Source organism: Streptomyces sp. NRRL S-244 (assembly GCF_000717915.1).
GTDB lineage: Bacteria > Actinomycetota > Actinomycetes > Streptomycetales > Streptomycetaceae > Streptomyces.
This window is the reverse complement of the sequence record NZ_JOCX01000003.1, coordinates 137,552-160,701: the sequence shown is the minus strand read 5'-3', so window position 1 is coordinate 160,701 and position 23,150 is coordinate 137,552. Positions and strand designations below refer to the sequence as shown.

Genomic DNA, 23,150 nt, shown 5'->3' with positions numbered 1-23,150 from the left:
GATGACGGACAGCGAACCGGATCGCTCTCACGGGCGTGCGATAGGTTGCCCGCCATGACCGAACTCGGGCCCGTCGCCTGGCCTCCTGCCCCGATAGGGACCGAACGGCTCGTGCTCCGCGAGTCCGAGGCCCGGGACCGCGCGGCGTTCGTCGAACTGTTCGCCTCGCCGGAGGTGCGCACCTACCTCGGTGGCCCTCGACCCCGCGACGAGCTGGAACGCGTGATGCCCGAGGTGCCGGGGCGGCGCCCTGGCCTTTTCGTGATCGAGCTCGACGGGGCGGTGATCGGCACGATCACGCTCGATCGGCGCGACCCGGAGCGTCCGGGGCACGTCCGTCCGGACGCCGGGGAGGCCGAGCTCGGCTACATGTTCCTGCCGGGGGCGTGGGGACGCGGGTACGCCGCCGAGGCGTGCGCGGCGGCGCTCGACTGGTTCGCCGACGCGCTTCCCGGCGAGCCGGTGGTGCTCTGCACCCAGACCGCCAACGACCGCTCGATGCGCCTCGCGGCGAAGCTGGGATTCACCGAGGCGGAGCGGTTCGAGGAGTACGGAGCCGAGCAGTGGTTCGGCGTGTGGTCCCCCGTCACGCCGTCCGGTTGAGCCGTAGGACCCACCAGCGTCCCTCGGCCCGGGCCGCCCGGCGGAAGACACGTGTGCCCGTGTCGTCGGACGGGTCCGGCCAGGACACCACCGGCAGGTCCGGCAGGCCGGTCCGGGGCGGGACCCACGCGTTCGCGTCGGCCATCCAGGTCGTGGCCCGGACCGGTTCGCACGGCAGCGCCAGGAGGCGGGGCCCGAGGGCGGGATCGAGCCTGGCGAGGAGGGGGTTCGCGTCGCGTTGCGCCCCGTACGTCGGGTATCCGTGCGGCAGCTCGCGGGACGTGGCCCCGAACGGGATGAGCGGTCCGTCGACGTCGAGGAGGAGGAGGGGGCGCTGGACTGGGCTGGTCATGGCGGCACCGTAGCTCCCGGTGTGGAACCGCGGGCGGTGGGATCCCCTCTCCATGGGCAAGGGGGGACGATCGTGACGATGACGAGGACAGCCGTGTCCAGGCCGGCCGTGCGAGCGGCGGCGGCCGTGGTGGTGGGGCTCATGTGCGCCGTGCTGGCGGCATGCGGTACGCGGCACGCCGGCGGGGAGGCCGCCGCGCCGCCCGCCCCGGCCGCGCCGGTGAAGGAGACCTGCGGCCTCGACCGGACCACGGGCGGCGGCGGTACGGGTCTGCCCGATCCGCCGACGGAGGAGGAGACGGGCGGCGGGTACGCCGGGCCGCCCACCGATCAGGAGACGGGCAGCAGCCAGGCCGGGCCGCCCACGGACCAGGAGACGGGGAGCTACGCCGGGCCGCCGACCGATCAGGAGACGGGTGCCTACGCGGGTCCGCCCACCGATCAGGAGACGGGTGCCTACGCGGGTCCGCCCACCGATCAGGAGAGCGGGGGGTATGCCGGGCCGCCCACCGACGGGGACATCACCAACGGCGCCGGGCCCTGTGGCGGGGCCGGGTGGTTCGACATGACTCGGGACTTTAACGCCTACTACTCCCAACGGCGCACCAGCGCCGACAAGTTCCTGCCCGAGCGGGCCGTCAGCGAGGCGCGGGTCCGCAAGGGGCGGGATTCCGGGGAGGCGATAGTGACCTTCGCGACCGGATCCGTGGGCAAGGGCGTCGGGGAGGACGCCCGTCGGTTGGCGGACGTGTTCGTGTCCTGGCGGCACCAGGTGTACCAGGACCACGGCACCTTGTCCGTCCGGACGAGCGACGGGGAGGTCGTGGCCACCTCGGCATGGTGATGCCGGCTCACGACCACTCCGCGTTCCAGAACGCGCAGTGGTGCTCCGCCGGGCCGTTCACCGGGTGGATCCCGCCCGGGCCCGGCGCCAGCGACAGTACGGAATCGGCCGAATCGGCCGAGCCGAACCGCGGCCACGCCGGGGGAGTGCCCGTACGGGCGAATGCCGTCCAGTCGGCCGTCATCCGCTCCGACAGCGCGCGCTGCGGAGCCGTCAGGGCGGCATCCATCGTGAACAGGTAGGGCAGTTCGAAGCCGTGCGAGGCGCCGTACGGGAAACCCGGTACCTCCGGCAGGCCGGTGAAGTTCGGGGCCTCCCGGTCGCTGAACCGGTACGCGTACACCGGCACGTGCCGGGCCATCGCCCGGCCGTCCCGCAGCGCCGGGCAGATGAACGAGGCGTCGGAGAGTACGGCGGCGAAGGCCAGTGCCGGGGTCGGGTACGCCGCCAGCGGGTACCGCGCCTCGACGGCCGGGACGGCCGCGGCGCCGAACGACTGCTCCACCCGGGCCCGGTAGGCGCCCGCGTCGGGGATGGGGAACGCCGCCAGGCCCTGCGCCAGGAAGATCCGCATCTCGTCCCGGTTGATCCCCTCGATCACCGGCACCCGGTGGAAGCGCCCGCCCTCCAGGGCCCGCCGGGGTTCCTCGGGCAGCACGCGGTTGCCCTTGCCGTAGGAGACGAGCGAGAACCGCATCATCAGCTCCGGTGTCGCGAGCGCGGCCGCGTCCTTCCCGCGCAGGCAGTCCAGTACCGCGCCCGGCTCGGGCCGGTCGCAGCCGAGCCCGGCCGCCGTCGTGACCCCGTCCGTGACGGTGCGCCGCTCGGGCACGAAGGGTTCGTACCGGCCCAGCGTGGGCAGCAGCGAGCGGGGCGGCATGGTGGTCGAGCAGGAGCCGCTCTGCAGGATCGCCCGCTGGAACAGGCCGGCCGAGGCGGGCGAGGTCAGGTGCGCGCAGATGCTGAGGCCGCCCGCCGACTCGCCGAAGAGGGTCACGTCGGACGGGTCGCCGCCGAAGCGGGCGGCGTTGGACCGCACCCAGCGCAGCGCCGCCTGCTGGTCGGCGATGGCGAAGTCGGGCGCGCCGCCGAGCGCCGGATGCCCGAAGAGGCCGAAGACGCCGAGCCGGTAGTTGACGGTGACGACCACGGCGCCGCCCTGGACGGCCAGGCGGTCCGCCCGGTAGAAGTCACCGGCTCCGTTGACGAAGCCGCCGCCGTGGAACCAGACCATGACCGGCCGCCCCCGCTGGCCCGAGGCCGACGACGGCGGCGGCGACGGCGTGGTGACGTTGAGGTACAGGCAGTCCTCGGAGCCGCTCGGCCCGCCCGGCCCCACCGCCGGAAGCTGCACGCAGCGCGCCCCCGGCGCCCCGGCATCGCGTACGCCCGCCCAGCGCGCCGCCGGCTCCGGAAGCCGCCAGCGCAGCGGGCCGGTCGGCGGCGCCGCGTACGGGATGCCCTCGAAGGTGCGGTACGCGGCGTGCGCCGTGCCCCGTACCGGCCCCTGGTCGGTCTCCACGACGGGCCGGTCCCCGGGAGCCGCGCCCGACGCGCCGCCCGACGCGCCCGACGGGCTCGCCGCGGACGCCGGTCCGGCCACGGTGGCGAGCATGAACAGGGCGCACCACACGGCGCTCCAGCGTCGTACGAAGCGGGCACCGGGCACCATCGGCCGCCTTCCGTCGTCCGTCTCAGTCCTCTACCCGCCCCGGATGGCGCTATCCGCGCTGCACAACGCCCCGTACGTACGCGGCCTGGCCGGCGTGCTGGAGGTCGTCGGAGAGGATGCTCACCAGCCGTACCCCCAAGGTGACCGGCGGGTCCCAGCCCGTGTCGACCACGCGGTCCAGATCGGTGGCGGAGAGCCCCCCGAGGAAGTCGGTGGTCCGCTCGTGGACGGCGTCGAAGTAGCCGAGCAGCAGCGCGTCCGACTCGACCAGGACCGTCCCGACCTGCTTGGGCGTGTGCCCGTAACCGGTGGCCTCGGCGGGCAGCGGCAGGGCGAACCGGGTGAACCATTCCTGCTCCGTCCAGACCTGCTCCAGGCCCGACGCGTCCGCCATGTGATCGTCCTGCACCCGGGTCAGGTGCCACACCAGCCAGGCGATCGAGTTCGCCTTCGGGTCGATCCGTGCGTTCAACTCCTCGGCCGAGAGCCCCCCGACCACTTCGTGCACCACCTCGTGGATGCGCCCGTACGCATCGGCCAGTGCCTCCGTAGCCTTCATGTACCGCCTCCTGACGTGGCGTCATGTCACCTGACGTACGACATCGGCCGGTGCCCCGTGGCGACCGGCCGATGGGCGAACCGGCGCGGGGCTACATGGGATCCATGCCCCGGTCGTCGATCTTGTCTTCCTTCTCGCTCTGCTCCTGGAGCCGGCGGGCCTTCTCCTGGAGCCTGCGGCGCTCTTCCGGATCGGTGGAGCGTTCGGCCGCCGTGTTCAGCTCCTGCGCCTTCTCGCGCAACTGCCGGACCCGGCCGCGGGCTTCGCCTGCGCTCATGATCACTCCTCGGGTGTGGGGGGTAAGGAGGCCGGATTCAGCGAACCAGCAGCGCCGCGCGGGCGCATCTCGAACCGTCGCCCCCGGTGACCGGCCGGGAGGGCGGTCCCCCGTTTGCCCGCCCCGAATGGCGCAGCGCAGCCGGGTGCCGGTGAATGGTGACCGAGCGTGCGATTCCCATGACGCACGTTGACCGGCGTGCGATGTGTAGACCCGCGCGTCGGCGAACGGAGCTTTCCATGAACGACCCCATCATGCTCGCGGCGACGCAGGACGACGACCCCCGCGAGCTCCCCGACTCCGATCCCGCCCCCGAACCCACCGGCCCGGCGACACGGACGCCATCGGCGACCCCGCCGAGTACCGCGCCCATACGCACCCTGCTGGAGACGGCCGGCACCTGTCGGCCCCTCGAGGAAGTGGCCGAACTGGTGAGCCTCCTCGAGGAGACCGGCCAGAGCCCCGGCCACGGTCACCAGACGCTGCGGGCGGCCGCCGTCGGGCGCCCGGTTCAGGACGTGGCCCTGCTGGTCGGCATCCTCGGGACGGACGAGGACCGCGAGCCGCCCCCGGATCCCGCCCCGACCGCGCAGAGCCCGGAGCCCGTGCATCCCGGCCCGGTCGCCGGGCCCCCGCAGCCCGGCCCGGCCGTCCCGGGCGTTCCGGTCGTCCCGGGCGTTCCGGCCGTCCCGGTCGTCCCGGCGGTCCCGCCCGTCCCGTCCGTGCACCCGGCCCAGCCCCCGCACGCGAGCCGGTCCGCCCGGCCGCCCGCCGCCCCCGCCGAACCGCCGGCACGGGACGGGCAGCGGTACGCGCAACGGCCCGAGCCGCCGGAGGAAGAGCCCTTCGACGACCCCTACGAGGACGAGCGGTACGAGTCGCTCGCGGAGTACCGCCGGAAGTACGGGCGCGGCCCGAACGGCAACCGGGCCGCAGCCCCCGCCCCCTCCGGCCCGCTGCGCCACCTGCTGCGCTGGCCCGTGGCGGCGGCCCTGCTGGTCTGCGGGGTCCTGCACCTGCCGAGTGACGTGACGGCGCTGTCGTCCGAGACCCCGACCGCGTTCCTTCCGCTGCTCGCCACCGTGCCGTGCCTGGGGCTCGGCGCGCTGATCGCGGTGCGCGACACCGCCGGAGCGTGGCGGGCCGCCGCCGTGGCCGCCGTCGCCGTCGTCGCCCTGCACGTGGTCGGCGGGATCGCGGCCTTCGACCCGCTGGAGGGTGCGGTGAGCGCCTCCCAGGCCTGGGCGGGCGTCACGGCGGTGTTCTGCGCCGCGGCCGCCGCCGTCCTGGCGGGCCTGGCGCTCGGCAACCGGTCGCCCCGGGCCCGGGCGGGCGCCGGCGGCTGACCGCGCGACGGGGGCGGGTCCGGCACGTGCCGCCGGTCCCGCCCCCCGTGGCATGCCCGCCGCCGCGGCGCTACGCGAGGAGGTTGACCCCGTGCGTGAACACCCGGGGCAGCCGGGCCGCCAGCGGGACGATCCGCCCCGCGAGCCGGGGCTGTTGGCGTGCCCAGAGCAAGGACGCGGTCAGCGTGCGGTAGCTGCGCGACAGCTCCCGCCAGGCCCGCTCGTACGCCTGCGGCCGCCCCTCCCGTACGCAGCGCACGAGTTCACCCGCCGCCGTGAGGGCCAGCGTCAGCCCCTCGCCGGTCAGCGCGTCCACGTACCCCGCGGCGTCCCCGACGAACAGCACCCGCCCCGCGACCCGTACCCGGGCCCGCTGGCGCAGCGGCCCGGCGCCGCGCACCGCCGAACCGGCGGACCCGGCCAGCCGCGTGCACAGCAGCGGGAACCGCGCCAGCTGTACGTCGAAGGGGGCGCGCTCACCGGTCAGGACCGCCACCCCGACCCGGTCGGGCCCGAGCGGGGTCACGTACGCCTCGCAGTGCTCCGACCAGTGGACCTCGACCAGGTCGCTCCAGGGCTCCACCGCGTAGTGGCGGCGCAATCCGTAGCGCGGCGGCCTGCCGGGGGCGGGCGGCGCCGCCAGGCCCAGCCCGCGCCGGACGGGGGAGTGCAGGCCGTCCGCCGCCACGAGGTGGCGGGCCGTCAGACCGGCCGCGCCGACCCGGTCCTCGTCCTGGCGGACCTCGCCGACGCGCCGCGCGAGGACCCGTACGCCCAGCCGCTCGGCCCGCTCGGCCAGCGCGGCCTGGAGGACGGTCCGGCGGATGCCGAGACCCGGCCCGGTGCGGAACCGGCCTTCCGCGTGCAGGCCGCTCACCCCGTCCAGGTAGCGGATGCCGTGGAAGGGGCGGCCCGGCACGGGAACGCCCAGCTCCCGGAGGCCGCGTACGGCCCCCGGCATCAGGCCCTCGCCGCAGGCCTTGTCGATCGGGGTGGGGCGCGGCTCCAGGACCACGACCTCCATACCGGCCAGCGCCCCGTGGATGGCCGTGGCCAGCCCGGCCGGCCCGCCGCCCGCGATGAGCAGGTCGATCACCGGGCCCGGCCCTCCGCCGGTACGGCGCTGCGGTAGACGGGCGCGGCATGCGCCAGCGCGTCCTCCTCGCAGCGGATGCGTACGCCGAGCAGCAGCAGGTTCAGCAGGGTGAAGGCGGCCGCCGTCACCCAGGCGGTGTGCACGAGCGGCAGCGCCGCGCCCTCGACGACGACGGCGACGTAGTTCGGGTGGCGCAGCAGCCGGTACGGACCCGCCGCCACCAGCGGCAGCCCCGGGACGACCAGGACCCGGGTGTTCCAGTGCGGGCCGAGGGTGGCGATGCACCACCAGCGCAGGCCCTGGGCGGCCAGCGCGAGGGCGAGGGCGGGCCAGCCCAGTGCGGGCAGGAACGGGCGGTCGGCGACGAGCGGCTCCACCACACAGCCCAGGAGCAGCGCGGTGTGCAGGGCGACCATGGCGGGGTAGTGGCCGCGGCCGTATTCGGTGGCGCCGCGGGACAGGCTCCAGCGGGTGTTGCGGCGGGCCGTGGCGAGTTCGGCGAGCCGCTCGGCCGCGACGAGGCCGATGAGGAGCAGGTACAGCTCCATTGAGGGGGTCAGAGTCACAGACATGGGGTCACCAGCGCAGAAGGACGAGTTCGGAGGCGAAGCCGGGTCCGAAGGCGATCATCAGCCCGACGGAGCCCGGTGCGGGCGGCCCGGAGGCCTGGATCGAGTTCAGGATGTGCAGGACGGACGCCGAGGAGAGGTTGCCCGCGTCCGCGAGCGAGCGCCGGCTCGCCGCGAAGGCGGAGTCGGGCAGCGCCAGCGCGTCCGCCAGCGTGTCGAGGACCTTCGGCCCGCCGGGGTGGACGATCCACGCGTCGACGTCCGGCGGCTTGAGGTCGTGCCGGGCGAGGAAGGTCTCGACCTCCTCGGCGACGTGCAGTCTGACCAGGGCGGGCAGTTCCCTGCCCAGCACCATCCGGAAGCCCCAGTGGCCGATGTCCCAGCCGAGGAGCCCCTCGGTGCCGGGGTAGAGGCGGCTGCGCGCGGCCACCACCGACGGACCCGGTGTCGTACCGTGCAGCGGATGGCCGCGGCCCACCGCGAGGAGGGCCCCGGCCCCGTCGCCGAAGAGGGCCCCTGCGACCAGGTTCGCCACCGAGGTGTCCGAGGGCTGGAGCGTGAGCGAGCAGAGCTCGGTGGACAGCAGCAGGGCCGCGTGGTCGGGGCGGCCCGTCAGATGGTCGTGGAGGTGGCCGAGTCCGGCGGCGCCCGCCGCGCAGCCCAGGCCGAAGAGCGGCAGCCGCTTCACGTCGGGGCGCAGACCGGCCCGGCCGGCGATGCGGGCCTCCAGTGAGGGCGTCGCGAGCCCGGTGACCGTGGTCGACATGATCAGGTCCACCTCGTGCGCCTTCAGGCGGGCGGCGGCGAGGGCGGCTTCGACGGCGCGGACGCCGAGCTCCTCGGAGCTCTCCAGGAAGAGGGCGTTCGTACGGCCGAAGTCGTTCGACGGACCGTAGCGCTCCAGCGGGAGTGAGAGGTGGCGGGAGTCGACGCCCACCGCGGCGTGCAGCCGGTGGAGGAGGGCGGTGTCGGCCCCCGGAGGAAGGAAGCGGGCGAGCGCCGTCGCGATCTCGGACTGCCGATAGCGGTGGGGCGGGAAGACACTGCTCACGGCCAGGACACGCGTCATTGCCTCAACATAGGGAACAACTGACACTTCATGAGGAATCCCGCATATTGGGCGCGGCGCGGCATAGCGTGATCGCGTGCCCCGCGCCAGAGCCGAAACCCCGGACGCAGCCCCGTCCATGCCCGCCGCAACGGCGGCAACCGCCGCAACCGCCGCAAAGGCCGCAACCGCCGCGACGGCTGCCGCCGGTCCGCCGCGGTCCGCCGTGTCCGGCCTGCTCAGGGCCTGCCATCCGGTGCCCGCCGCCGCAGTGACGCTCCTCGCCGCCGCCCTGGCCGCCGCCGTGGGGCGCGGCCTCCCCGGGGCGGCGTTCACCGTGGCCGCGGTGGCGGCGGGCCAGCTGTCGGTGGGCTGGTGCAACGACCGGGTGGACCTACGCCGGGACCTGGCGACCGGCCGCCGCGACAAACCCCTGGTCCGCGGCGCCGTACGGCCCGCCGCGGTGACGGCCGCGGCGCTCTGCGCCCTGCTGCTCTGCGTTCCGCTGTCGCTGGCCGGCGGATGGCTCGCCGGCTCCGCGCACCTGTGCGGGGTGGCCGCCGCCTGGGCCTACAACCTGCGGCTGAAGAACACCGCCGTCTCGTGGCTCCCGTACGCCCTCGCCTTCGGGCTGCTCCCCGCCTTCGTCACCCTCGGCCTGTCCGGTGCGCCGTGGCCGCCGTGGTGGCTGACGGCCGCGGCGGCCCTGCTGGGTGCGGGCGCGCACTTCGCCAACGTGCTGCCCGACATCGACGACGACCTGGCCACCGGCGTGTCGGGGCTGCCGCACCGGATCGGCGCGCGGCGTTCGGCGGCCGTCGGGGGGCTCCTGGTCCTCGGCTCGGCCGTGGCCCTGGTCGTCGGACCGCCGGGGCGGGTGCCGCCGTACGGCTGGGTGCTGCTCGCGGCGACGGCCTCGGCGGTGCTCCTCGGAGTCGGGCGGCCGACCGGCCGGAGCCGGATTCCGTTCCTGGCGACGATGGCGGTCGCCGGAGCCGACGTGGTCCTCCTGGTGGTCCGCGGGACCGACCTGGCCGGACTGCGCTGAGACGGCTTGCGCCGACGCGGCCCCCGGACCCCCGGCCCCGGCCCCCGACCCCGGGCGCCGGGTGCCGTACGTCGGCTCAGGCCGCGGCTGCCGCCGCCGGCGGGCGGCGGGTCCGGGTCCACTCCAGCAGCTGCTCCCGTGGCCAGGTGTTCACGACCCGCCCGGTCGCCACCCCGCACTCCACGGCCCGTTCGCAGCCGGTCGGCTGCCAGTCCAGCTGGCCGGGGGCGTGCGCGTCGGTGTCGATCGCGAACAGCGCCCCGGACTCCACGGCCAGCCGCAGCAGCCGGCGCGGCGGGTCCAGCCGCTCGGGCCGGCTGTTGATCTCCACGGCGGTCCCGGACTCCGCGCAGGCGGCGAACACGGCCTCGGCGTCGAACTGCGACTCGGGGCGGGTGCGCCCCGTCACCAGCCGCCCCGTGCAGTGGCCCAGGACGTCCATGAGGGGATTGCTTACGGCGGCCAGCAGCCGGCGCGTCATCGCGGGCGACTCCATCCTCAGCTTCGAATGGACGGAGCCGACGACGAGGTCGAGGCGGTCCAGCAGTTCCGGCTCCTGGTCCAGGGAGCCGTCGGGCAGGATGTCGCACTCGATGCCGGTGAGCAGCCGGAAGGGCGCCCACTGCGCGTTGAGCTCGGCCACCGCGTCCAGCTGCTCGCGCAGCCGCTCCGGCGAGAGCCCCCGGGCGACGGTCAGGCTCGGCGAGTGGTCGGTGAGTACGGCCCACTCGTGGCCCAGCGCGGCCGCCGCCCGGCCCATGGCCTCGATCGGGCTGCCGCCGTCGGACCACTCGGAGTGCAGGTGGCAGTCCCCGCGCAGGGCCGCGCGCAGCGCGAGGGCGGCCGCGCTGGGCGGCGGGCCCTCGGGGTGCGCCGCGACCTCGTCCTCCAGGGTCTGCAGGTACGCGGGGATCGCCCCGCCGACCGCCTCCCGCACCACCTGGGCGGTTTTCGGCCCGATGCCCTTGACCGCTTCGAGGGTGCCCGCCCCGACCCGTTCCCGTACTTCGCGCTCGCCCATCCGTACGAGGGCGGCCGCCGCCGTACGGAAGGCCTGCACCCGGTAGGTGGGTGCCTGCCCGCGTTCCAGCAGGTAGGCGATCCGCTCCAGTGCCGCGACCGGATCCATGCGGTACCTCCCGAGTGCCTCCTGGTTCCGGGTTCCAGTGTGACCGGCACCCCCAAGGATGTCTTGGGAAGGTCATAAGCTCTGTTTATAGGGCTATAAGTGGGGGGCGGGTGCTGGGTTAGGGTTCCCTTAGTTTAAGGTTCCCCTGATCCAGTGTTTTTCGGTCGAAGGGAACCAGTCATGCCTCGCCCCCTCCGGGTAGCCATCGTCGGTGCCGGCCCCGCCGGAATCTACGCCGCCGACGCGCTGCTGAAGTCCGAGGCGGCCGCCGAGCCGGGTGTCTCCATCGACCTCTTCGAGCGGATGCCCGCCCCCTTCGGCCTGATCCGGTACGGCGTCGCCCCCGACCACCCGCGGATCAAGGGCATCATCACCGCTCTCCACCAGGTGCTCGACAAGCCGCAGGTCCGCCTGTTCGGCAACGTCGACTACCCGAACGACATCAGCCTCGACGAACTCCACTCGTTCTACGACGCCGTCATCTTCTCCACCGGGGCGACGGCCGACCGCGCGCTCGCCATACCGGGCGTCGAGCTCGACGGGTCCTACGGCGCCGCCGACTTCGTCTCCTGGTACGACGGCCACCCCGACGTCCCGCGCACCTGGCCGCTGGAGGCCGAGAAGGTCGCCGTGCTCGGCGTCGGCAACGTCGCCCTCGACGTAGCGCGCATCCTCGCGAAGACCGCCGACGAGCTGCTGCCGACCGAGATCCCGGCGAACGTGTACGACGGGCTCAAGGCCAACAAGGCGCTCGAGGTGCACGTCTTCGGCCGTCGCGGCCCGGCGCAGGCCAAGTTCAGCCCGATGGAGCTGCGCGAGCTCGACCACTCGCCCAACATCGAGGTCATCGTCAACCCCGAGGACATCGACTACGACGAGGGCTCGATCGCCACCCGCCGCTCCAACAAGCAGGCGGACATGGTCGCCAAGACCCTGGAGAACTGGGCGATCCGCGACATCGGGCAGCGCCCGCACAAGCTCTTCCTGCACTTCTTCGAGTCGCCCGCCGAGATCCTCGGCGAGGACGGCAAGGTCGTCGGCCTGCGCACCGAGCGCACCGAGCTCGACGGCACGGGCAACGTCAAGGGCACCGGCCGGTTCACCGACTGGGACGTCCAGTCCGTCTACCGCGCCGTGGGCTACCTCTCCGACGAACTGCCCAAGCTGCCGTGGGACGTCGACAGCGGCACCGTCCCGGACGAGGGCGGCCGGGTGATCGAAGCCGGCGCGCACCTGCGGTCCACGTACGTCACGGGCTGGATCCGGCGCGGTCCGATCGGCCTCATCGGCCACACCAAGGGCGACGCGAACGAGACGGTCGCGAACCTCCTGGCGGACCACGCGGGTGGCCTCCTGCAGACGCCCGCCGCACCCGCGCCGGAGGCCGTCGAGGCCTTCCTGGCCGAGCGGAACGTCCGCTTCACGACGTGGGAGGGCTGGTACAGGCTCGACGCGGCCGAGAAGGCGCTGGGCGAGCCCGAGGGCCGCGAGCGCGTGAAGATCGTCGAGCGCGAGGACATGCTGAAGGCGAGCGGCGCGTGACCGCCACGCGTTCTTGACCGGACGGGGGCCGCCGGCGGTGGCCCCCCTCCGCATGTCCGGAGCGTCGTCAGTCCGTGATGGAGAGGATCTTCCGGGTCTTCAGGTCGGCCTGGACGTGGAGCCGGGTGGTGTCACTGCCGCTCCAGGTCAGGGTGACGGTGGCATTGGTCTTGCCCATGCCGCTGTCGACGTAGGTGACCTTCCACTCCAGCGGCACGTTCTGGGCGCGCAGGACGCCGTCCGCGTGGTTGGTCTGCTCCCACTTCGCCAGCTCGCGCTGGAGCGGCGCGGAGAGGTAGGCGGCCCGCAGCTGCTTCGCGCGCGTGCCGTCCCCGTCGTACACCGCGTCGATGTACGCGCCGTAGAAGGTGGCGATCCGGGAGAACGCGCCCTCCGGGCTGCCGGACACGGACGAGGGCGGGGCCGCGGCGGCCGCCCGGCCGTCCTGCGGCGCGCCCGCGCCGGCGGTCGCGGAGGCGCTGGTGACGAAGGCGAGGGTGAGTGCGGCCGTCGCGGCGGTGGCCGCGAGGGCGAGGGAAGCGGTGCGCTTGGCCTTGGCCGGAGACGTGAACATCGTTCGGACCTTTCACCGTGCTCGGTTGCCGAGTAGCTGAACCCACCGACGCCGCCACCCCGGCGGACGGTTCTCGGAACGTACGAAATGACCTGAATGCGACGCGGATGGCGTACGGCCGCCTATCGGGGCGAACCCAGGCAGCTCAGCGCCGCCGCCCGCAGGGCCCGCACCCCCGCCGGGAGCGCCGTGCGCACGTCCGGCGCGAAATCCGGCGCATGGTTGGCCGGCAGGACGGCCAGCTTCTGCGCCGCCGTCGCGCCCGGCGCCGCCGACCAGGCCGCCGGGCCGATCACGCCCAGCATCCAGTACGCGAGGCGCACCCCATCCGCCCCGTGCAGCTCCCGGCCCGCGTCGCCGAACAGCCCGAAGTCCTCCGTGGCCAGGGACGGCGGCCACATGGCCACCCGCTCCGCGCCGAACTCGGCCGCGTGCGCCTCCCGTACGGCCGCGGTGGTCGTGGGATCGGGATGGGTGACGGGCGAGGACCCGACCCGGACGACCTCCGGCTCCCGGGGGCAGTCCGAGGCGGCGCACTCGGCGCGGACGATCCGCTCCACGGCGGCCGCCGCCCGGGTCAGCGCCGCCTCGCCGGCCGCCCGTACGGTGACGCCGAGTTCGGCCCGGTCGGGCACGACGTTCGCGCGCTCGCCCGCCCGGAATGAGCCGACGGTGACGGCCACCTGCTCCGAGGGGGCCGCCTCGCGCGCCACCACCGTCTGGAGCCGGGTCACCACGTGGGCGGCCGTCACCACCGGGTCCACGGTGAGGTGCGGGGCTCCGGCGTGGCCTCCGCGCCCGTGCACCACGATCCGGAACGTGACGCTTCCGGCGGTCATCGGCCCGTACCCGTGCGCGACCATCCCGGCCGGCAGCGGAGCGGCGTGCTGGGCCAGGACGGCATCGGGCCGCCCGACCCGCTCGTACAGCCCGTCCTCCAGCATCGCCCGCGCCCCCTCCAGGGTCTCCTCGGCGGGCTGGCCGACCACGACGAGCGTGCCCCGCCAGCTGCCCGGCGCCCTGGCCAGCAGGGCGGCGGTCCCGGCCGCCGCGGCCAGGTGCAGATCGTGCCCGCAGGCGTGCGCCGCGCCGCCCTCGCTCGCGTACGGCAGCCCGGTCGTCTCCCGTACGGGCAGGGCGTCGAGTTCGGCCCGCAGCAGCACCGTCGGCCCGTCGCCGCTCCGCAGCACCCCGGCGACGCCGTGCCCGCCGATCCCGTGCGCCACCGCGTACCCCTCGGCTTCGAGCGCGCCGGCGAACCGCGCCGCCGTGCGCTCTTCCCGGCCCGACAGCTCCGGATCCCGGTGCAGTTCGAGGTACAGGGTGGTCAGCGGCCTGATCAGAGCGGAGAGCATGGCTCCATCGTCGGACAGGGCCCGCGGGGCGGGCGCGTCAGGGCGCTGACACTTCCTGTCAGAGAGGTGCCAGCGGTCCGGGGGGTGAGCTGACGGCGCGAAGGGCTCTGATGGAGGGGCCATGCACCAGGCCTGTCACCAGCCGGCCGCACCGACCGAAGGAGCCATCATGGAGAAGTCGCCCCTCGCCTCGCTCGCCGACGAGATCCTCGAACTCGAATCCGAGACGTTCGAGATCTCCGACTACTCGGACGCCAGCGAGGTCGTGCTCGCGGGTTCCACGAGCTGCAGCTCGACCTCGACCTGCTCCTCGACCACCAGCACGACCTCCTGTAGCGCCTGACCCCGGGTCAGGCCGCACGCACACCGGTGCCCCGGCCCTCGCGCAGCGCGCGGGCCGGGGCACCGGCGTACGGTGCGGGCGGGTCAGGGGAACGGATGCGGGACCATCCGGATCTCCGACTCCGCCAGATCCGTCTCCCGCAGCCCCGCCCGGCGCGGCGCCGTCCGCAGCCGTGGCAGGTACGGAGCCCGCTGCCGCGACCAGCCGAAGTCGATCGGCAGCAGCCCCGGCACCACCGCGCACACCGTGCGCAGCCCGATCCGCAGCTGCTCGGGGGTCGTCTGGTCGACGACGATCACATCGTGCCCCGCCCGGGTCAACTCCCTTACGCAGTACAGCAGGTCATCGCGGAGATCGCCGGTGGCCGGCCGCCCGCGGGAGCCTTCCGGCCGGTACGGCAACGACCCGTACAGCGCGTCCATCGGCCGGATGCCCGCCGGCTCCGTGTAGGGCCGTACGTACGGGGCCATCGCGGGCAGCCCGTACAGCTGGGCGTGGTCCTTGAGGTGGCGTACCCGGGTGAAGTCGGCGGCCATCGCCTCCAGTTCGTCCCGGCGCTCCGCGACCTGCCGGGGCAGGTGCGGAATGTAGGTGAGGACCTCGGAGAGCGCGGCCTCCACGGCCGCCGCCGGATCGAGCGCCGCGCCCGCCCCGAACGCGAACAGCCCGGGGCCGCCGTCCCGGCGTATCGCGAGCCCGGTGACCACGGGCACCGCCAGGTCGATCCGGTTGTCGAACGCGTGGACCTCGTACCCCTGGAGCGCGGCCCGGTCGGCCATCGTCCGGACCGCCGGACCCGGCACCGAGCCCAGGTCGATCTCGGTCAGCGGCAGCCCGCCGTACCAGGCGAGCAGGAAGGCGTCCCGCTCGATCAGTTCGAGCAGCGCGCCCAGCAGCGCCTCCTCCGTGCAACTGCCGATGGCGCAGCCGTTGGAGCACTCGAAGACGAAGTTGTCGGCCGCCAGCCCCGCGCTGTAGTGCACCAGCCGCGCCGGGACCAGCACCGGCCGCTCGTCGCGCAGGGAATGCCCGTACACCCACGGGATCGGCCGCTCGGGGTCGAAGGGCGACACCAGCGGATCGTCGCGGTAGGTCCGCGGCGCGTAGAAGCCGCACTCCGCCGGGTCCAGTGCCCGGTCGCCCAGCTCGGCGTACGAGGCGGTGAGCGGGGAGCTTCCGGTGCGGCGGTGCGTCCCGGCGTACCGCTCCAGCCCTTCGAGGTACGCGAGGTCCCGGCTGGCGGTGTAGCCGTTGGCCTGCCCGCTCCAGGTGACGTCGGTCAGGCCCGCGTAGCCGCGCATGAAGACGCTGCCCGCGACGGGCGCGGTCGTGGGCGAGGTGATGTCGGTCCAGGTGCCCCCGCCGAGGACCCCGGTCACCGGATTGGCCAGGGCCGCGTACGGCATCGGGTACGAGTCCGCCGCGCGCAGCCTCTGTGCGCCCGGGGCGGGTTTGGGCCGGGAGACGGGTGTGAAGGGCGCCGGGGCGTCGGCGCCGCGCGGTCCGCAGTCCGGGCAGAGCGGGTCGGCGGCCAGGGGGTACGTACGGACCTGGAGGGTCTCCGGGTCCAGCCGGGTGACCTGGGGCAGGGCCCGGTCGGCCGCCGCCGGGCCGGGCGCGCTGACGTACCCGCCGAACACCGCCTCGTGGAGCGCGTACGCGGCGTCGCGCAGGGCGGGGGTGAGCAGCGGCCACCGCGCGGCCACCGGGGTGGGCGGCCGGCTGCCGGTCTCCAGGGCGTCGCGCTCGCTGCGGCTGCGCAGCCGCTGCCAGCGCATCGCCAGACACTGCCCGCAGGCCGGGGCGGAGCCGTCCCCGCCCCAGGGGCCGATCAGTACCGCCCGGGCGCCGAGATGGACGGTGGCGGCCGGCCGCACCGCCGCGAACGGGTCGGCTGCGCGCGGCCCGAGCGCGTCGTGCACGCCCAGGGTGACCACGGCGGCGCCGAGTCCGGCCAGTGCCCCGGCCAGGTCGCGCCGGGCCGCCTCCAGCGGGGAGCCGTCGGGGGCGGCGGGGCGGCCGGGGTTCAGGAGGGGCGCCCTCATGTCCGGTTGCTCCAGCGGAAGGTCTTGAGCCCGATCGCGCCGAACAGCAGGGCGAAGCCCGCCAGGGCCGCGCACCCGGTGCCGATCGTCCCGAGCGAACCCGAACCGGTGAGCGCGCCCGTCGCCGCGTCGTTGAGGTAGCGCAGCGGCAGCACCCGGGAGACCGAGCGGAGCCAGGCCGGCATCATGTCCAGCGGCAGGAAGGAACCGGACAGGAACGCCATCGGCACCATCATGCAGTTGGCGATCGCGGCGACGGCCTCGGGCGTGTTCGCGTACGTCCCGACGATCACGCCGATCGCCATGAACGCGGTGATCCCGAGGGCCAGCGCGGGCAGCACCAGCGGCCAGCGCCCGTCCAGCACCAGCCCGAACCCGGGCAGCATCGCGACCGCGATGAACACCGCGGCCTGTACGGCGCCGACGACGAGCGCCAGCACGTACCGCGAGGCCAGCACGGTGGTCAGCGGGGTCGGGGTCAGCCGGATCAGCCGGAGCAGGTCGTCGCGCCGCCACTGCATCAGCGTGAACGCGATGCCGAACACGGCGGCGTTGGCGACGCCCCACGACATCACGCCGGGCGCTATGTAGGAGATGTACGGGCGGCCGCTCTGCTCCACGTCCTGCCCGCTGAAGATCAGGCCGAACACGACGAGGAAGAGCAGGGGGAAGGCGAACGTGAAGAACAGGGTGGCCTTGTCCCGGACCTGCGCCCGGTAGCCGGCGGCCGTCAGGGCCGTGTACGCGCTCATGCCTGGGACTCCGTGGTGTGGGGGTGCGCGGTGTGTTCGGGATGGGCGTGGCCGGTGAGTTCGAGGTAGACGTCCTCCAGGGTGGCCGTACGGGTCAGCACCCCGTCGAGCCCGGTGAGCGCGTCGACGGCCTGGAGCACCTTGCCGGGTGTGGCGGTCTCCAGGACCAGCGAGCCGCCCTGGAGGCTCGCCCGGTCCACCCCGGGCAGGGCCATGGCCTGCGCGAGCTCGATCCGGCCGGCCGGCAGCAACAGCCGCGAGGGGGCCCCGGCGGTGGTGACCAGCCGGTGCGGGGAGTCCAGGGCGGCGACCTTGCCGTCGACCAGGATGGCCACCCGGTCGCACAGGGCCTCGGCCTCGTCCAGGTGGTGGGTGGTGTAGACGATCGTGCGGCCCTCGCTCTTGAGGACGCGCAGCACCTCCCACAGATCGCGGCGGGCCTGCGGGTCGAGGGCGGCGGTCGGCTCGTCCAGGAAGATCAGCTCCGGGCCGTGGACCAGCGCCGAGGCGATGGCCAGGCGCTGGCGCTGCCCGCCTGAGAGGTTCTCGACGAGTACGTCGCGCTGCCCGGTCAGCCCCACCGTCTCCAGGGTGCGGTCCGCGGCCGCCGGTTCGGCGCGGTACAGCCCGGCGACGGTGGCGAGGTGCTCGCGCGCGCTCTGGCGTACGAAGAAGGCCGAGGCCTGCGTCTGCACGCCCATCCGGGGCAGCAGCGCGGTGTTGCGCGGCCAGGGGCTGTGCTCGAGGACCCGGACCGTGCCGGAATCGGCCTGCCGCAGTCCCTCCATGATCTCGATGAGGGTGGTCTTGCCCGCGCCGTTGGGGCCGAGCAGGCCGAAGAACTCGCCGCGCCGGACGTCGAGGGAGACCCCGTCCACGGCCTGGCGGTCGCCATAGCGTTTGCGTACGTCCCGGACGGCGATGGCGAAGGAGTCGGGGGGTCGGGTGCTGTCGGTCGTCATGGGCGGTGCATTCCCTCGGTGTTGTCGCGGATGTCGGGATCAGGAGGACGAGGAGGCGGCGGCTGCGATCGCGTACCAGGCGGCGGCCGTCAGCGCGCAGGCCGCCAGCAGGACGAGGACGGCCGAGCCGACGGCGTAGCCGGTGTAGATCCGGCGGGCCCGCGCCGGGTAGCCGGCCGCCGCTGCCCGGTCGCGCAGCCGTAGCCGTACGTACGCGGAACCGGCGGGCGCCAGCCGGGTCACGCGCAGCGCGTGGCCGAGCATGGTGTAGCCGTCCAGCGGTGGCAGCGGGACGAGGTTGACCAGTGCCTGGGCGCTGCCGAGCAGCAGCAGCGCGCCGAGCACCCTGCCCGTGGCGTCCCCGGGCGCGAGGGCCGTCCACCATCCGAAGAACGGCAGCAGGAAGAGCAGGTTGGCCAAGGCCCCGGCCGCGGCGACGGCCAGCTGGTCCCGGCGGCGGCGAAGATGGCGGTAGTTGTCGACGGTGCAGTACATGATCGCGACGGGCAGCCGCCAGCGCAGCCCGATCTCGCCGACGGTTCCGCCGACATGGCGGGCGGCGATCCCGTGCGCGAACTCGTGCAGGACCGTGCTCAGCCACAGCAGCGTGGCCACCGCCAGCAGCGGCACCGGATGCGAGGCCAGCCACCACAGATCGCGCACGAGGGCACCTGCGTTCGCGGCGAGCACCGACTCCATCGCCAGGCAGAGCAGGAGCAGCAGCCCCAGCACCGCCGGGCGCAGGGCGGGCCGCAGGAACCGGTGCAGCCGGGCCGTCGTCGCGTCGGCGTCCGCGACCAGCCGCAGGGTGCCGCGCAGCAGGTTCCCGGTCCTCGGCGGGCCCGCGGCCTTGACCACTGCGGGCGGCGGACCGCCCGCGAGCAGCCGCCGGGTCCCGAGCAGGGCCAGCAGCTGCTGCCAGTTCCGCTCGCCGAGCCGGCGGCCGAAGGCCTCCCCGTACGCCACGCCGATCTCCGCGAGCGTACGGGTCCCGTCGAGGCGCGAGACGAGGAAGAACTCCTTCGGGCCGATCTCGAACGAGGCCCCGGACACCGGGTCCTTGACCAGGTGGACCACGGCCGGCCCGTTCAGCAGCGGCGGCGACAGCAGGATGCCGGGGCGCAGCGCCGGCCGGTGCTCGAGCAGCCCCGCGGGGGTGCTCACGCCCGGACCGCCCCGGTCGGCCCGGAGCCCGCCGCCCCTGAGCCGGACGGCCCGCCGGCGCCCTCGCGCAGCACACGGCCGAGCAGGTGCGCGAGATAGGCCTCGTCCCGGATCGTCACGTGCAGCCGGTTGTTGGTCATGTGCATGTACGGGGAGAGCAGCAGCGGCAGGGCCGCCGCCGGATCCGTCACCCGCTCGTCGCGCGTGCCGTCCCAGGAGCGGAAGACGAGCTCCCCGGCCTTCGCGAGCTCCTCGGCCCGCCCGCGCAGCTCCCGGCAGTGCTCCGCCCACCCGGCCAGGAAGCCCGGCAGCCGGCCCGTCTCCCCGGCGGCGAGCGCCTCGCGGACGGCGGTGAAGCGGCGCGCGATCCCGGGCCCGGTCTGCTCGTACGTACGGTCGTACTCGGCCGAGCCGATGAACCCGGTGCCGGGGAACGCCCGGTGCCAGAACTCGTAATAGCGGTCGAGGTAGCCGCCGAGCTCCTCCCGGTCGGGCAGGAACACCCCCGCCATCACCATCATCAGCTGGGCCGAGGTGCCGAGCAGAACGGTCCGCAGGTGCAGGTTCATCCCGCTCAGCGCGTCCATGACGAGATCGCTGGAGTGCGCGAAATGCCATTCGGCGAGTTCGACCCCGGCCGGGCCGCCGTACTTTCCGTACTCGGGCTCGTACGGCTCGTACGCGTGGCTGTTGTTGGGCCGCAGGTTCATCCGGCCGTCGGGGCCCGTGAACGCGGCCCGGTCGCCCTCGGGGAACTCGATGTCGAACAGGGTGTTGTAGAACTCGTTGAGGAAGCCGGAGTCGACCTCGTAGAGCGCGGGCCGGGCCTTGAGGAAGGCCGTGACGGCCTCCTCCGTGCGGCGGCGCACCTCGGGCCCGTCCGCGGGTGTGGCGGGGCGCAGCCGCAGCCGTACGTGCGGGCCCTCAAGCCAGTAGTTGATGAAGAAGTGCCCGGCGAGCAGCCCGTCCCGGGACAGGCCGGCGACCAGCGGGCGCACGCACTGCACCAGCAGGGGCGTCGGGTTGGCGGCGTAGAAGACGTGCACGGCCTGCCACGCACCGCGCTCCTCGCCGCCGGGCATCTCGGTCAGCTCTGACATCGGGGTCCGCCTTCCGGGCGTCGGATGAGGGTCGTGAAGGTCTCGACGGCGAGTTCGGCGACGTGGGCGCCGCGCTCGGAGTACGTGTGCGGGCCGCCGCGGTCCGGGAGCATCTCGCGGAAGACCACCCGGTGGCCGGGATCGCGCAGCAGCGGCTCGAAGGCCGCGAGCGAGAGCAGGCTGGAGAAGTCCACGTACTGCGGTTTGGCCCCCAGCGCGGAGGGCCCGGCGGAGACGGTCGCGAACACCCGCTCCGGCAGCCCGTGCGCCCGCCGCCAGCGCTGCCAGTCCAGGAAGTGCCCGGCCTCCTGCGCACCCTGCACCGGCAGTTCACCGGCCGTGGTGGTCCAGCTGCGGCGGCTCAGCACGAGGTCCCCGTGCACCACCCGCGGACGGGTGTGGACCCCGCCGTGCGCGGCGCCCTCCGGCACCCCCGCCCACACGTCGAGCGGGGACATCGAGGACGGGGAGAGCAGCAGCAGCGTCCGCGGGATCGCGGGCAGGGCGAGCGGTACGAGATAGCCGAGGTAGACCGGGATGACCTCGCGGCCGAGCCGGTGCGAGCGCAGCACCACCCGGCCGGTGTCCGGCACGTGCTGGGCATACAGGTCGTCGAGGTGCAGCCGGCGGTCCTCCGGCAGGGTGCCGCCCTCGCCCGGGCAGACGATCTCGTAGTCGGTCAGCGGGCCGTGCAGGTTGAGGTTGGTGGTCACCGGGCCGCCGGTGACCTCGGCGAACACCGCGTCCTGCGGGGTGACTTCGGCGGCGGTCGCCCGCAGCCCCTCGGCCAGACCGGGACCGTCCTCGTCGGCCTCGTACACGTGCGTGAAGCGGCTGAAGGGGAAGGACAGGCCGCCGTACGAGCGGTTCAGCACGGTCAGCCGCTCCCCGGTGGCGGGATCGCGGGCGGGCTGGAGATGGTGGCAGCGCGGGGCGAACCCCGGGAGCACCGGCTCCAGTTCGCCCGCCACCGCATCGATGTCCTCCTGGCTGAGGCGCAGTTCACCCGCGCCCCGGTCTCCGTACGCCGACCAGGCCGCCCGCATCCGGCCGACGAAGGCGCGCCGCGCCGCATCGAGGGCCCGGATGCCGGGCAGGGAGAGCCAGTTCTCCTCGGGGACGTACTCCCCGCGCGCGTCGAAGGGCGTACGGCGGGCCGTGAAGGACAGGTACTGGTCGAAGAAGTCCTCGTGGAAGTCGTGGACCAGGCCCAGCAGGTCCTCGCAGCGGCCGCCCGGGCCGTAGCGGGCGGTGAAGAATCCCTCGAAGGTGATCCGCTGGGCCAGCGTGAGGTCGAAGGCGGGCAGGATCCGCTCGACGGAGCGCAGCGCCCCGCCGTCGGCGTCCGCCGCCGCCCAGGCCGGCTCCGGGCAGGCCAGCTCCCGGCCCGCGCTCACGTCCTCGTAGAGCAGGGTCTGCGGCAACGCTGTGCCGAGGGCGCCGAGTTCGCGCTGCACCCGGTGCAGGCCCGAGCGCAGCTCGCCCAGCAGCCGTGCCCGCTCGCGGGCCCCGGCCGCCGGATAGCGCTCCAGTACGGCGGCGGGCGCGTCGAGCAGCCCGGCGAGGTCCTCGGCCCACGGCCGCTCCAGGGCGGACAGCGACCGCTGGAACGCGCGCAGCGGGTCCCCGCCGTGGACCTCGGTGTCCAGGCAGGGCACCCGCACCATGCCGAGCTGGAGCAGCGCGCCGATGTACGCCTCGCAGTCGGCGGGCGCCGCGCCGTGCTCGGCGGCCAGCCAGTCGGCCAGCTCCTGGTGGCGCAGTTCGGGGCGTTCCGCGAACAGGGCGAGCAGCCGGTCGAGGGTGCCGCTGCGGCGCAGGAAGAACAGCCGGTCCTTGACGGCGTCGAAGGTGACCGCCGCCGCGTCGTCGCCCGCCGTGACCGAGCGCCGTACGTAGCGGATCCGGTCGTCCTCGCGCCCCCAGCCCGGGGCCGGGCGCAGCGGCAGGTCCCGCCGCCGCACCGGATCGGCGAGGACCAGTTCGGCGATCCGGGCCAGTACCACGACGTTCAGCCGGACATGGCTGGTCCAGGTGTCCGCGGTACGGATGCCTTCCCCGGGCTCCGCCGCGGGGGTGAACCGGCCCGTGGCCACCGCCGTGAAGGTGCTGAACGGGCTCGTCTTGCAGGCCGTGCGGTAGACGTACGACAGCACCGAGCGCTCCACCTTGCGGGCTCTGCCACCGGGCACGCCCGTGGCCCCCGCGTACGCGTCGAGCTGCGCTTCGAGCACCGGCGAGGCCAGCAGCAGGCCCATCCGCAGCTGGTCGTCCCCGAGCAGCTCGCGCAGCGCGGCGCGGCCCCGCCCGAGATCGCCGCCGAGCAGCCCGGCCCCCGCGGCCAGCAGCGCGTCCAGCCGGCGCCGCCGCAACACCCAGGCGGCGAGGTGCCCGGCCGCGACGCCGTCGACGTCGGAGACCTCCCGTACGGCCGCGTCGGGGTCGGCGGGCAGCTTGCCGTTGTGGATCTGGCGGCGCAGCCGCAGCAGTGCGCGGCGCCGGGCCGCGCCCTCGCCGCCCGGGCCGGGGTCGGTCGCGCCGACCGCCTTGTGCAGGGCCTCGCTCAGCTGCTCCGCGTCGGCGCGCAGCGAGTCCTCGGCCGACAGTACGTCGGCCGCCCAGCGGCTGGTGTCCGGGCAGCGCAGCGCGTCGACCGCGGTCAGGGGCAGTCCGGCCACGCGCAGCATGAAGCGGTCGCCCGCCCGCCATTCGGTGGTGGTGTTCATCCTGATCGTCCTGGTTCTGTCGTCGGTGGGGTCGCGGTCGTGGTC

At 74.5% G+C, this 23,150-nt stretch carries 21 protein-coding genes and 1 pseudogene; 6 read left to right on the top strand and 16 right to left on the bottom strand.

Translation table 11 applies throughout. The features are described 5' to 3' along the window. Positions 1 to 54: 54 nt before the first annotated feature. Positions 55 to 603 (top strand): GNAT family N-acetyltransferase, encoded by a 549-nt coding sequence (locus IF02_RS0104715; protein ID WP_030153957.1) that lies wholly within the window; start codon positions 55 to 57, stop codon positions 601 to 603. A gap of 61 nt (positions 604 to 664) precedes the next feature. Here the strand turns inward: IF02_RS0104715 and IF02_RS0104710 are convergent. After that, positions 665 to 955, bottom strand: a pseudogene (locus IF02_RS0104710) (hypothetical protein); the annotation flags it as partial. A gap of 78 nt (positions 956 to 1,033) precedes the next feature. On the opposite strand from IF02_RS0104710, the gene IF02_RS32970 reads away from it, so the two are divergent. Beyond that, positions 1,034 to 1,798, top strand: a complete 765-nt coding sequence (locus IF02_RS32970) for a hypothetical protein (protein WP_158708453.1) — start codon at positions 1,034 to 1,036, stop codon at positions 1,796 to 1,798. 7 nt (positions 1,799 to 1,805) lie between these two features. Here IF02_RS32970 and IF02_RS0104700 read toward each other — a convergent pair whose 3' ends face one another. The 3 genes from IF02_RS0104700 to IF02_RS0104690 all read right to left on the bottom strand — a co-directional run bounded on the left by IF02_RS0104700 (position 1,806) and on the right by IF02_RS0104690 (position 4,309). Continuing rightward, entirely contained in the window at positions 1,806 to 3,470 is a 1,665-nt protein-coding gene (locus IF02_RS0104700) for a carboxylesterase/lipase family protein (RefSeq protein ID WP_030153954.1), read from the bottom strand. Positions 3,471 to 3,519: 49 nt separating this feature from the next. Next, a complete protein-coding gene (locus IF02_RS0104695; RefSeq protein ID WP_030153953.1) occupies positions 3,520 to 4,029 on the bottom strand; it encodes a mycothiol transferase in 510 nt (169 codons plus the stop codon). 91 nt (positions 4,030 to 4,120) lie between these two features. Next, positions 4,121 to 4,309, bottom strand: coding sequence for a DUF6381 family protein (locus IF02_RS0104690; protein ID WP_420708096.1), 189 nt, complete (start codon positions 4,307 to 4,309; stop codon positions 4,121 to 4,123). A gap of 236 nt (positions 4,310 to 4,545) precedes the next feature. Between IF02_RS0104690 and IF02_RS0104685 the strand changes: the two genes are divergently transcribed. After that, complete coding sequence (locus IF02_RS0104685) at positions 4,546 to 5,652, top strand: hypothetical protein (protein WP_030153951.1); 1,107 nt, start codon at positions 4,546 to 4,548, stop codon at positions 5,650 to 5,652. Positions 5,653 to 5,722: 70 nt separating this feature from the next. On the opposite strand, the gene IF02_RS0104680 is transcribed toward IF02_RS0104685, so the two are convergent. From IF02_RS0104680 to IF02_RS0104670, 3 genes are read right to left on the bottom strand one after another with little or no spacing between them, the layout of a single operon-like run. Beyond that, a complete protein-coding gene (locus IF02_RS0104680) occupies positions 5,723 to 6,748 on the bottom strand; it encodes an NAD(P)/FAD-dependent oxidoreductase (protein ID WP_030153950.1) in 1,026 nt (341 codons plus the stop codon). Further along, the gene (locus IF02_RS0104675; protein ID WP_051695757.1) at positions 6,745 to 7,296 is read right to left on the bottom strand and encodes an isoprenylcysteine carboxyl methyltransferase family protein; all 552 of its coding nucleotides are present in this window, start codon (positions 7,294 to 7,296) and stop codon (positions 6,745 to 6,747) included. Before IF02_RS0104675 ends, IF02_RS0104680 begins: the two co-directional genes overlap by 4 nt. A gap of 28 nt (positions 7,297 to 7,324) precedes the next feature. Then, positions 7,325 to 8,386 carry a type III polyketide synthase gene (locus IF02_RS0104670; protein ID WP_030153948.1) on the bottom strand — a complete coding sequence of 354 codons (1,062 nt, stop codon included), beginning with the start codon at positions 8,384 to 8,386 and terminating at the stop codon, positions 7,325 to 7,327. A gap of 235 nt (positions 8,387 to 8,621) precedes the next feature. On the opposite strand from IF02_RS0104670, the gene IF02_RS0104665 reads away from it, so the two are divergent. Beyond that, a complete protein-coding gene (locus IF02_RS0104665) occupies positions 8,622 to 9,413 on the top strand; it encodes a UbiA family prenyltransferase (RefSeq protein ID WP_234318088.1) in 792 nt (263 codons plus the stop codon). A 76-nt stretch (positions 9,414 to 9,489) separates the two neighbouring features. Here the strand turns inward: IF02_RS0104665 and IF02_RS0104660 are convergent, their stop codons facing one another. After that, positions 9,490 to 10,542, bottom strand: a complete 1,053-nt coding sequence (locus IF02_RS0104660) for a PHP domain-containing protein (RefSeq protein WP_030153946.1) — start codon at positions 10,540 to 10,542, stop codon at positions 9,490 to 9,492. 180 nt (positions 10,543 to 10,722) lie between these two features. On the opposite strand from IF02_RS0104660, the gene IF02_RS0104655 reads away from it, so the two are divergent. Then, on the top strand, positions 10,723 to 12,084 hold the full coding sequence (locus tag IF02_RS0104655) for an FAD-dependent oxidoreductase (protein WP_030153945.1): 1,362 nt from the start codon (positions 10,723 to 10,725) through the stop codon (positions 12,082 to 12,084). A 67-nt stretch (positions 12,085 to 12,151) separates the two neighbouring features. Here the strand turns inward: IF02_RS0104655 and IF02_RS0104650 are convergent, their stop codons facing one another. Both IF02_RS0104650 and IF02_RS0104645 read right to left on the bottom strand, forming a co-directional pair. Beyond that, a complete protein-coding gene (locus tag IF02_RS0104650) occupies positions 12,152 to 12,658 on the bottom strand; it encodes a hypothetical protein (RefSeq protein ID WP_030153944.1) in 507 nt (168 codons plus the stop codon). A 122-nt stretch (positions 12,659 to 12,780) separates the two neighbouring features. Beyond that, positions 12,781 to 14,013 (bottom strand): amidohydrolase, encoded by a 1,233-nt coding sequence (locus tag IF02_RS0104645; protein ID WP_030153943.1) that lies wholly within the window; start codon positions 14,011 to 14,013, stop codon positions 12,781 to 12,783. Positions 14,014 to 14,182: 169 nt separating this feature from the next. Here IF02_RS0104645 and IF02_RS0104640 point away from each other — a divergent pair, with 169 nt between their 5' ends. After that, positions 14,183 to 14,356: a thiazolylpeptide-type bacteriocin gene (locus tag IF02_RS0104640; RefSeq protein WP_007268044.1), complete on the top strand. Its 174-nt coding sequence runs from the start codon at positions 14,183 to 14,185 to the stop codon at positions 14,354 to 14,356. Between the two features lie 83 nt (positions 14,357 to 14,439). On the opposite strand, the gene IF02_RS0104635 is transcribed toward IF02_RS0104640, so the two are convergent. From IF02_RS0104635 to IF02_RS0104610, 6 genes are read right to left on the bottom strand one after another with little or no spacing between them, the layout of a single operon-like run. Next, positions 14,440 to 16,401: a TOMM precursor leader peptide-binding protein gene (locus IF02_RS0104635; protein WP_078621871.1), complete on the bottom strand. Its 1,962-nt coding sequence runs from the start codon at positions 16,399 to 16,401 to the stop codon at positions 14,440 to 14,442. Next, positions 16,398 to 17,153, bottom strand: a complete 756-nt coding sequence (locus IF02_RS0104630) for an ABC transporter permease (RefSeq protein WP_030153941.1) — start codon at positions 17,151 to 17,153, stop codon at positions 16,398 to 16,400. The genes IF02_RS0104635 and IF02_RS0104630 overlap by 4 nt, the downstream gene beginning before the upstream one ends. Then, entirely contained in the window at positions 17,150 to 18,115 is a 966-nt protein-coding gene (locus IF02_RS0104625) for an ABC transporter ATP-binding protein (RefSeq protein ID WP_030153940.1), read from the bottom strand. The genes IF02_RS0104630 and IF02_RS0104625 overlap by 4 nt, the downstream gene beginning before the upstream one ends. A gap of 39 nt (positions 18,116 to 18,154) precedes the next feature. Next, positions 18,155 to 19,279 (bottom strand): peptidase M50, encoded by a 1,125-nt coding sequence (locus IF02_RS0104620; RefSeq protein ID WP_051695753.1) that lies wholly within the window; start codon positions 19,277 to 19,279, stop codon positions 18,155 to 18,157. Continuing rightward, the gene (locus IF02_RS0104615; protein WP_051695750.1) at positions 19,276 to 20,379 is read right to left on the bottom strand and encodes a lantibiotic dehydratase C-terminal domain-containing protein; all 1,104 of its coding nucleotides are present in this window, start codon (positions 20,377 to 20,379) and stop codon (positions 19,276 to 19,278) included. Before IF02_RS0104615 ends, IF02_RS0104620 begins: the two co-directional genes overlap by 4 nt. Continuing rightward, entirely contained in the window at positions 20,367 to 23,105 is a 2,739-nt protein-coding gene (locus IF02_RS0104610) for a lantibiotic dehydratase (RefSeq protein WP_030153937.1), read from the bottom strand. Before IF02_RS0104610 ends, IF02_RS0104615 begins: the two co-directional genes overlap by 13 nt. Positions 23,106 to 23,150 lie beyond the last annotated feature (45 nt).

Bases quoted from the DNA above. Each gene is read 5' to 3' on its own strand.
- IF02_RS0104715 (WP_030153957.1), top strand. From the start codon at position 55: ATGACCGAACTCGGGCCCGTCGCCTGGCCTCCTGCCCCGATAGGGACC.
- IF02_RS32970 (WP_158708453.1), top strand. From the start codon at position 1,034: ATGACGAGGACAGCCGTGTCCAGGCCGGCCGTGCGAGCGGCGGCGGCC.
- IF02_RS0104700 (WP_030153954.1), bottom strand. From the start codon at position 3,470: ATGGTGCCCGGTGCCCGCTTCGTACGACGCTGGAGCGCCGTGTGGTGC.
- IF02_RS0104695 (WP_030153953.1), bottom strand. From the start codon at position 4,029: ATGAAGGCTACGGAGGCACTGGCCGATGCGTACGGGCGCATCCACGAG.
- IF02_RS0104685 (WP_030153951.1), top strand. From the start codon at position 4,546: ATGAACGACCCCATCATGCTCGCGGCGACGCAGGACGACGACCCCCGC.
- IF02_RS0104675 (WP_051695757.1), bottom strand. From the start codon at position 7,296: ATGGAGCTGTACCTGCTCCTCATCGGCCTCGTCGCGGCCGAGCGGCTC.
- IF02_RS0104670 (WP_030153948.1), bottom strand. From the start codon at position 8,386: ATGACGCGTGTCCTGGCCGTGAGCAGTGTCTTCCCGCCCCACCGCTAT.
- IF02_RS0104660 (WP_030153946.1), bottom strand. From the start codon at position 10,542: ATGGATCCGGTCGCGGCACTGGAGCGGATCGCCTACCTGCTGGAACGC.
- IF02_RS0104655 (WP_030153945.1), top strand. From the start codon at position 10,723: ATGCCTCGCCCCCTCCGGGTAGCCATCGTCGGTGCCGGCCCCGCCGGA.
- IF02_RS0104650 (WP_030153944.1), bottom strand. From the start codon at position 12,658: ATGTTCACGTCTCCGGCCAAGGCCAAGCGCACCGCTTCCCTCGCCCTC.
- IF02_RS0104645 (WP_030153943.1), bottom strand. From the start codon at position 14,013: ATGCTCTCCGCTCTGATCAGGCCGCTGACCACCCTGTACCTCGAACTG.
- IF02_RS0104640 (WP_007268044.1), top strand. From the start codon at position 14,183: ATGGAGAAGTCGCCCCTCGCCTCGCTCGCCGACGAGATCCTCGAACTC.
- IF02_RS0104635 (WP_078621871.1), bottom strand. From the start codon at position 16,401: ATGAGGGCGCCCCTCCTGAACCCCGGCCGCCCCGCCGCCCCCGACGGC.
- IF02_RS0104630 (WP_030153941.1), bottom strand. From the start codon at position 17,153: ATGAGCGCGTACACGGCCCTGACGGCCGCCGGCTACCGGGCGCAGGTC.
- IF02_RS0104625 (WP_030153940.1), bottom strand. From the start codon at position 18,115: ATGACGACCGACAGCACCCGACCCCCCGACTCCTTCGCCATCGCCGTC.
- IF02_RS0104615 (WP_051695750.1), bottom strand. From the start codon at position 20,379: ATGTCAGAGCTGACCGAGATGCCCGGCGGCGAGGAGCGCGGTGCGTGG.
- IF02_RS0104610 (WP_030153937.1), bottom strand. From the start codon at position 23,105: ATGAACACCACCACCGAATGGCGGGCGGGCGACCGCTTCATGCTGCGC.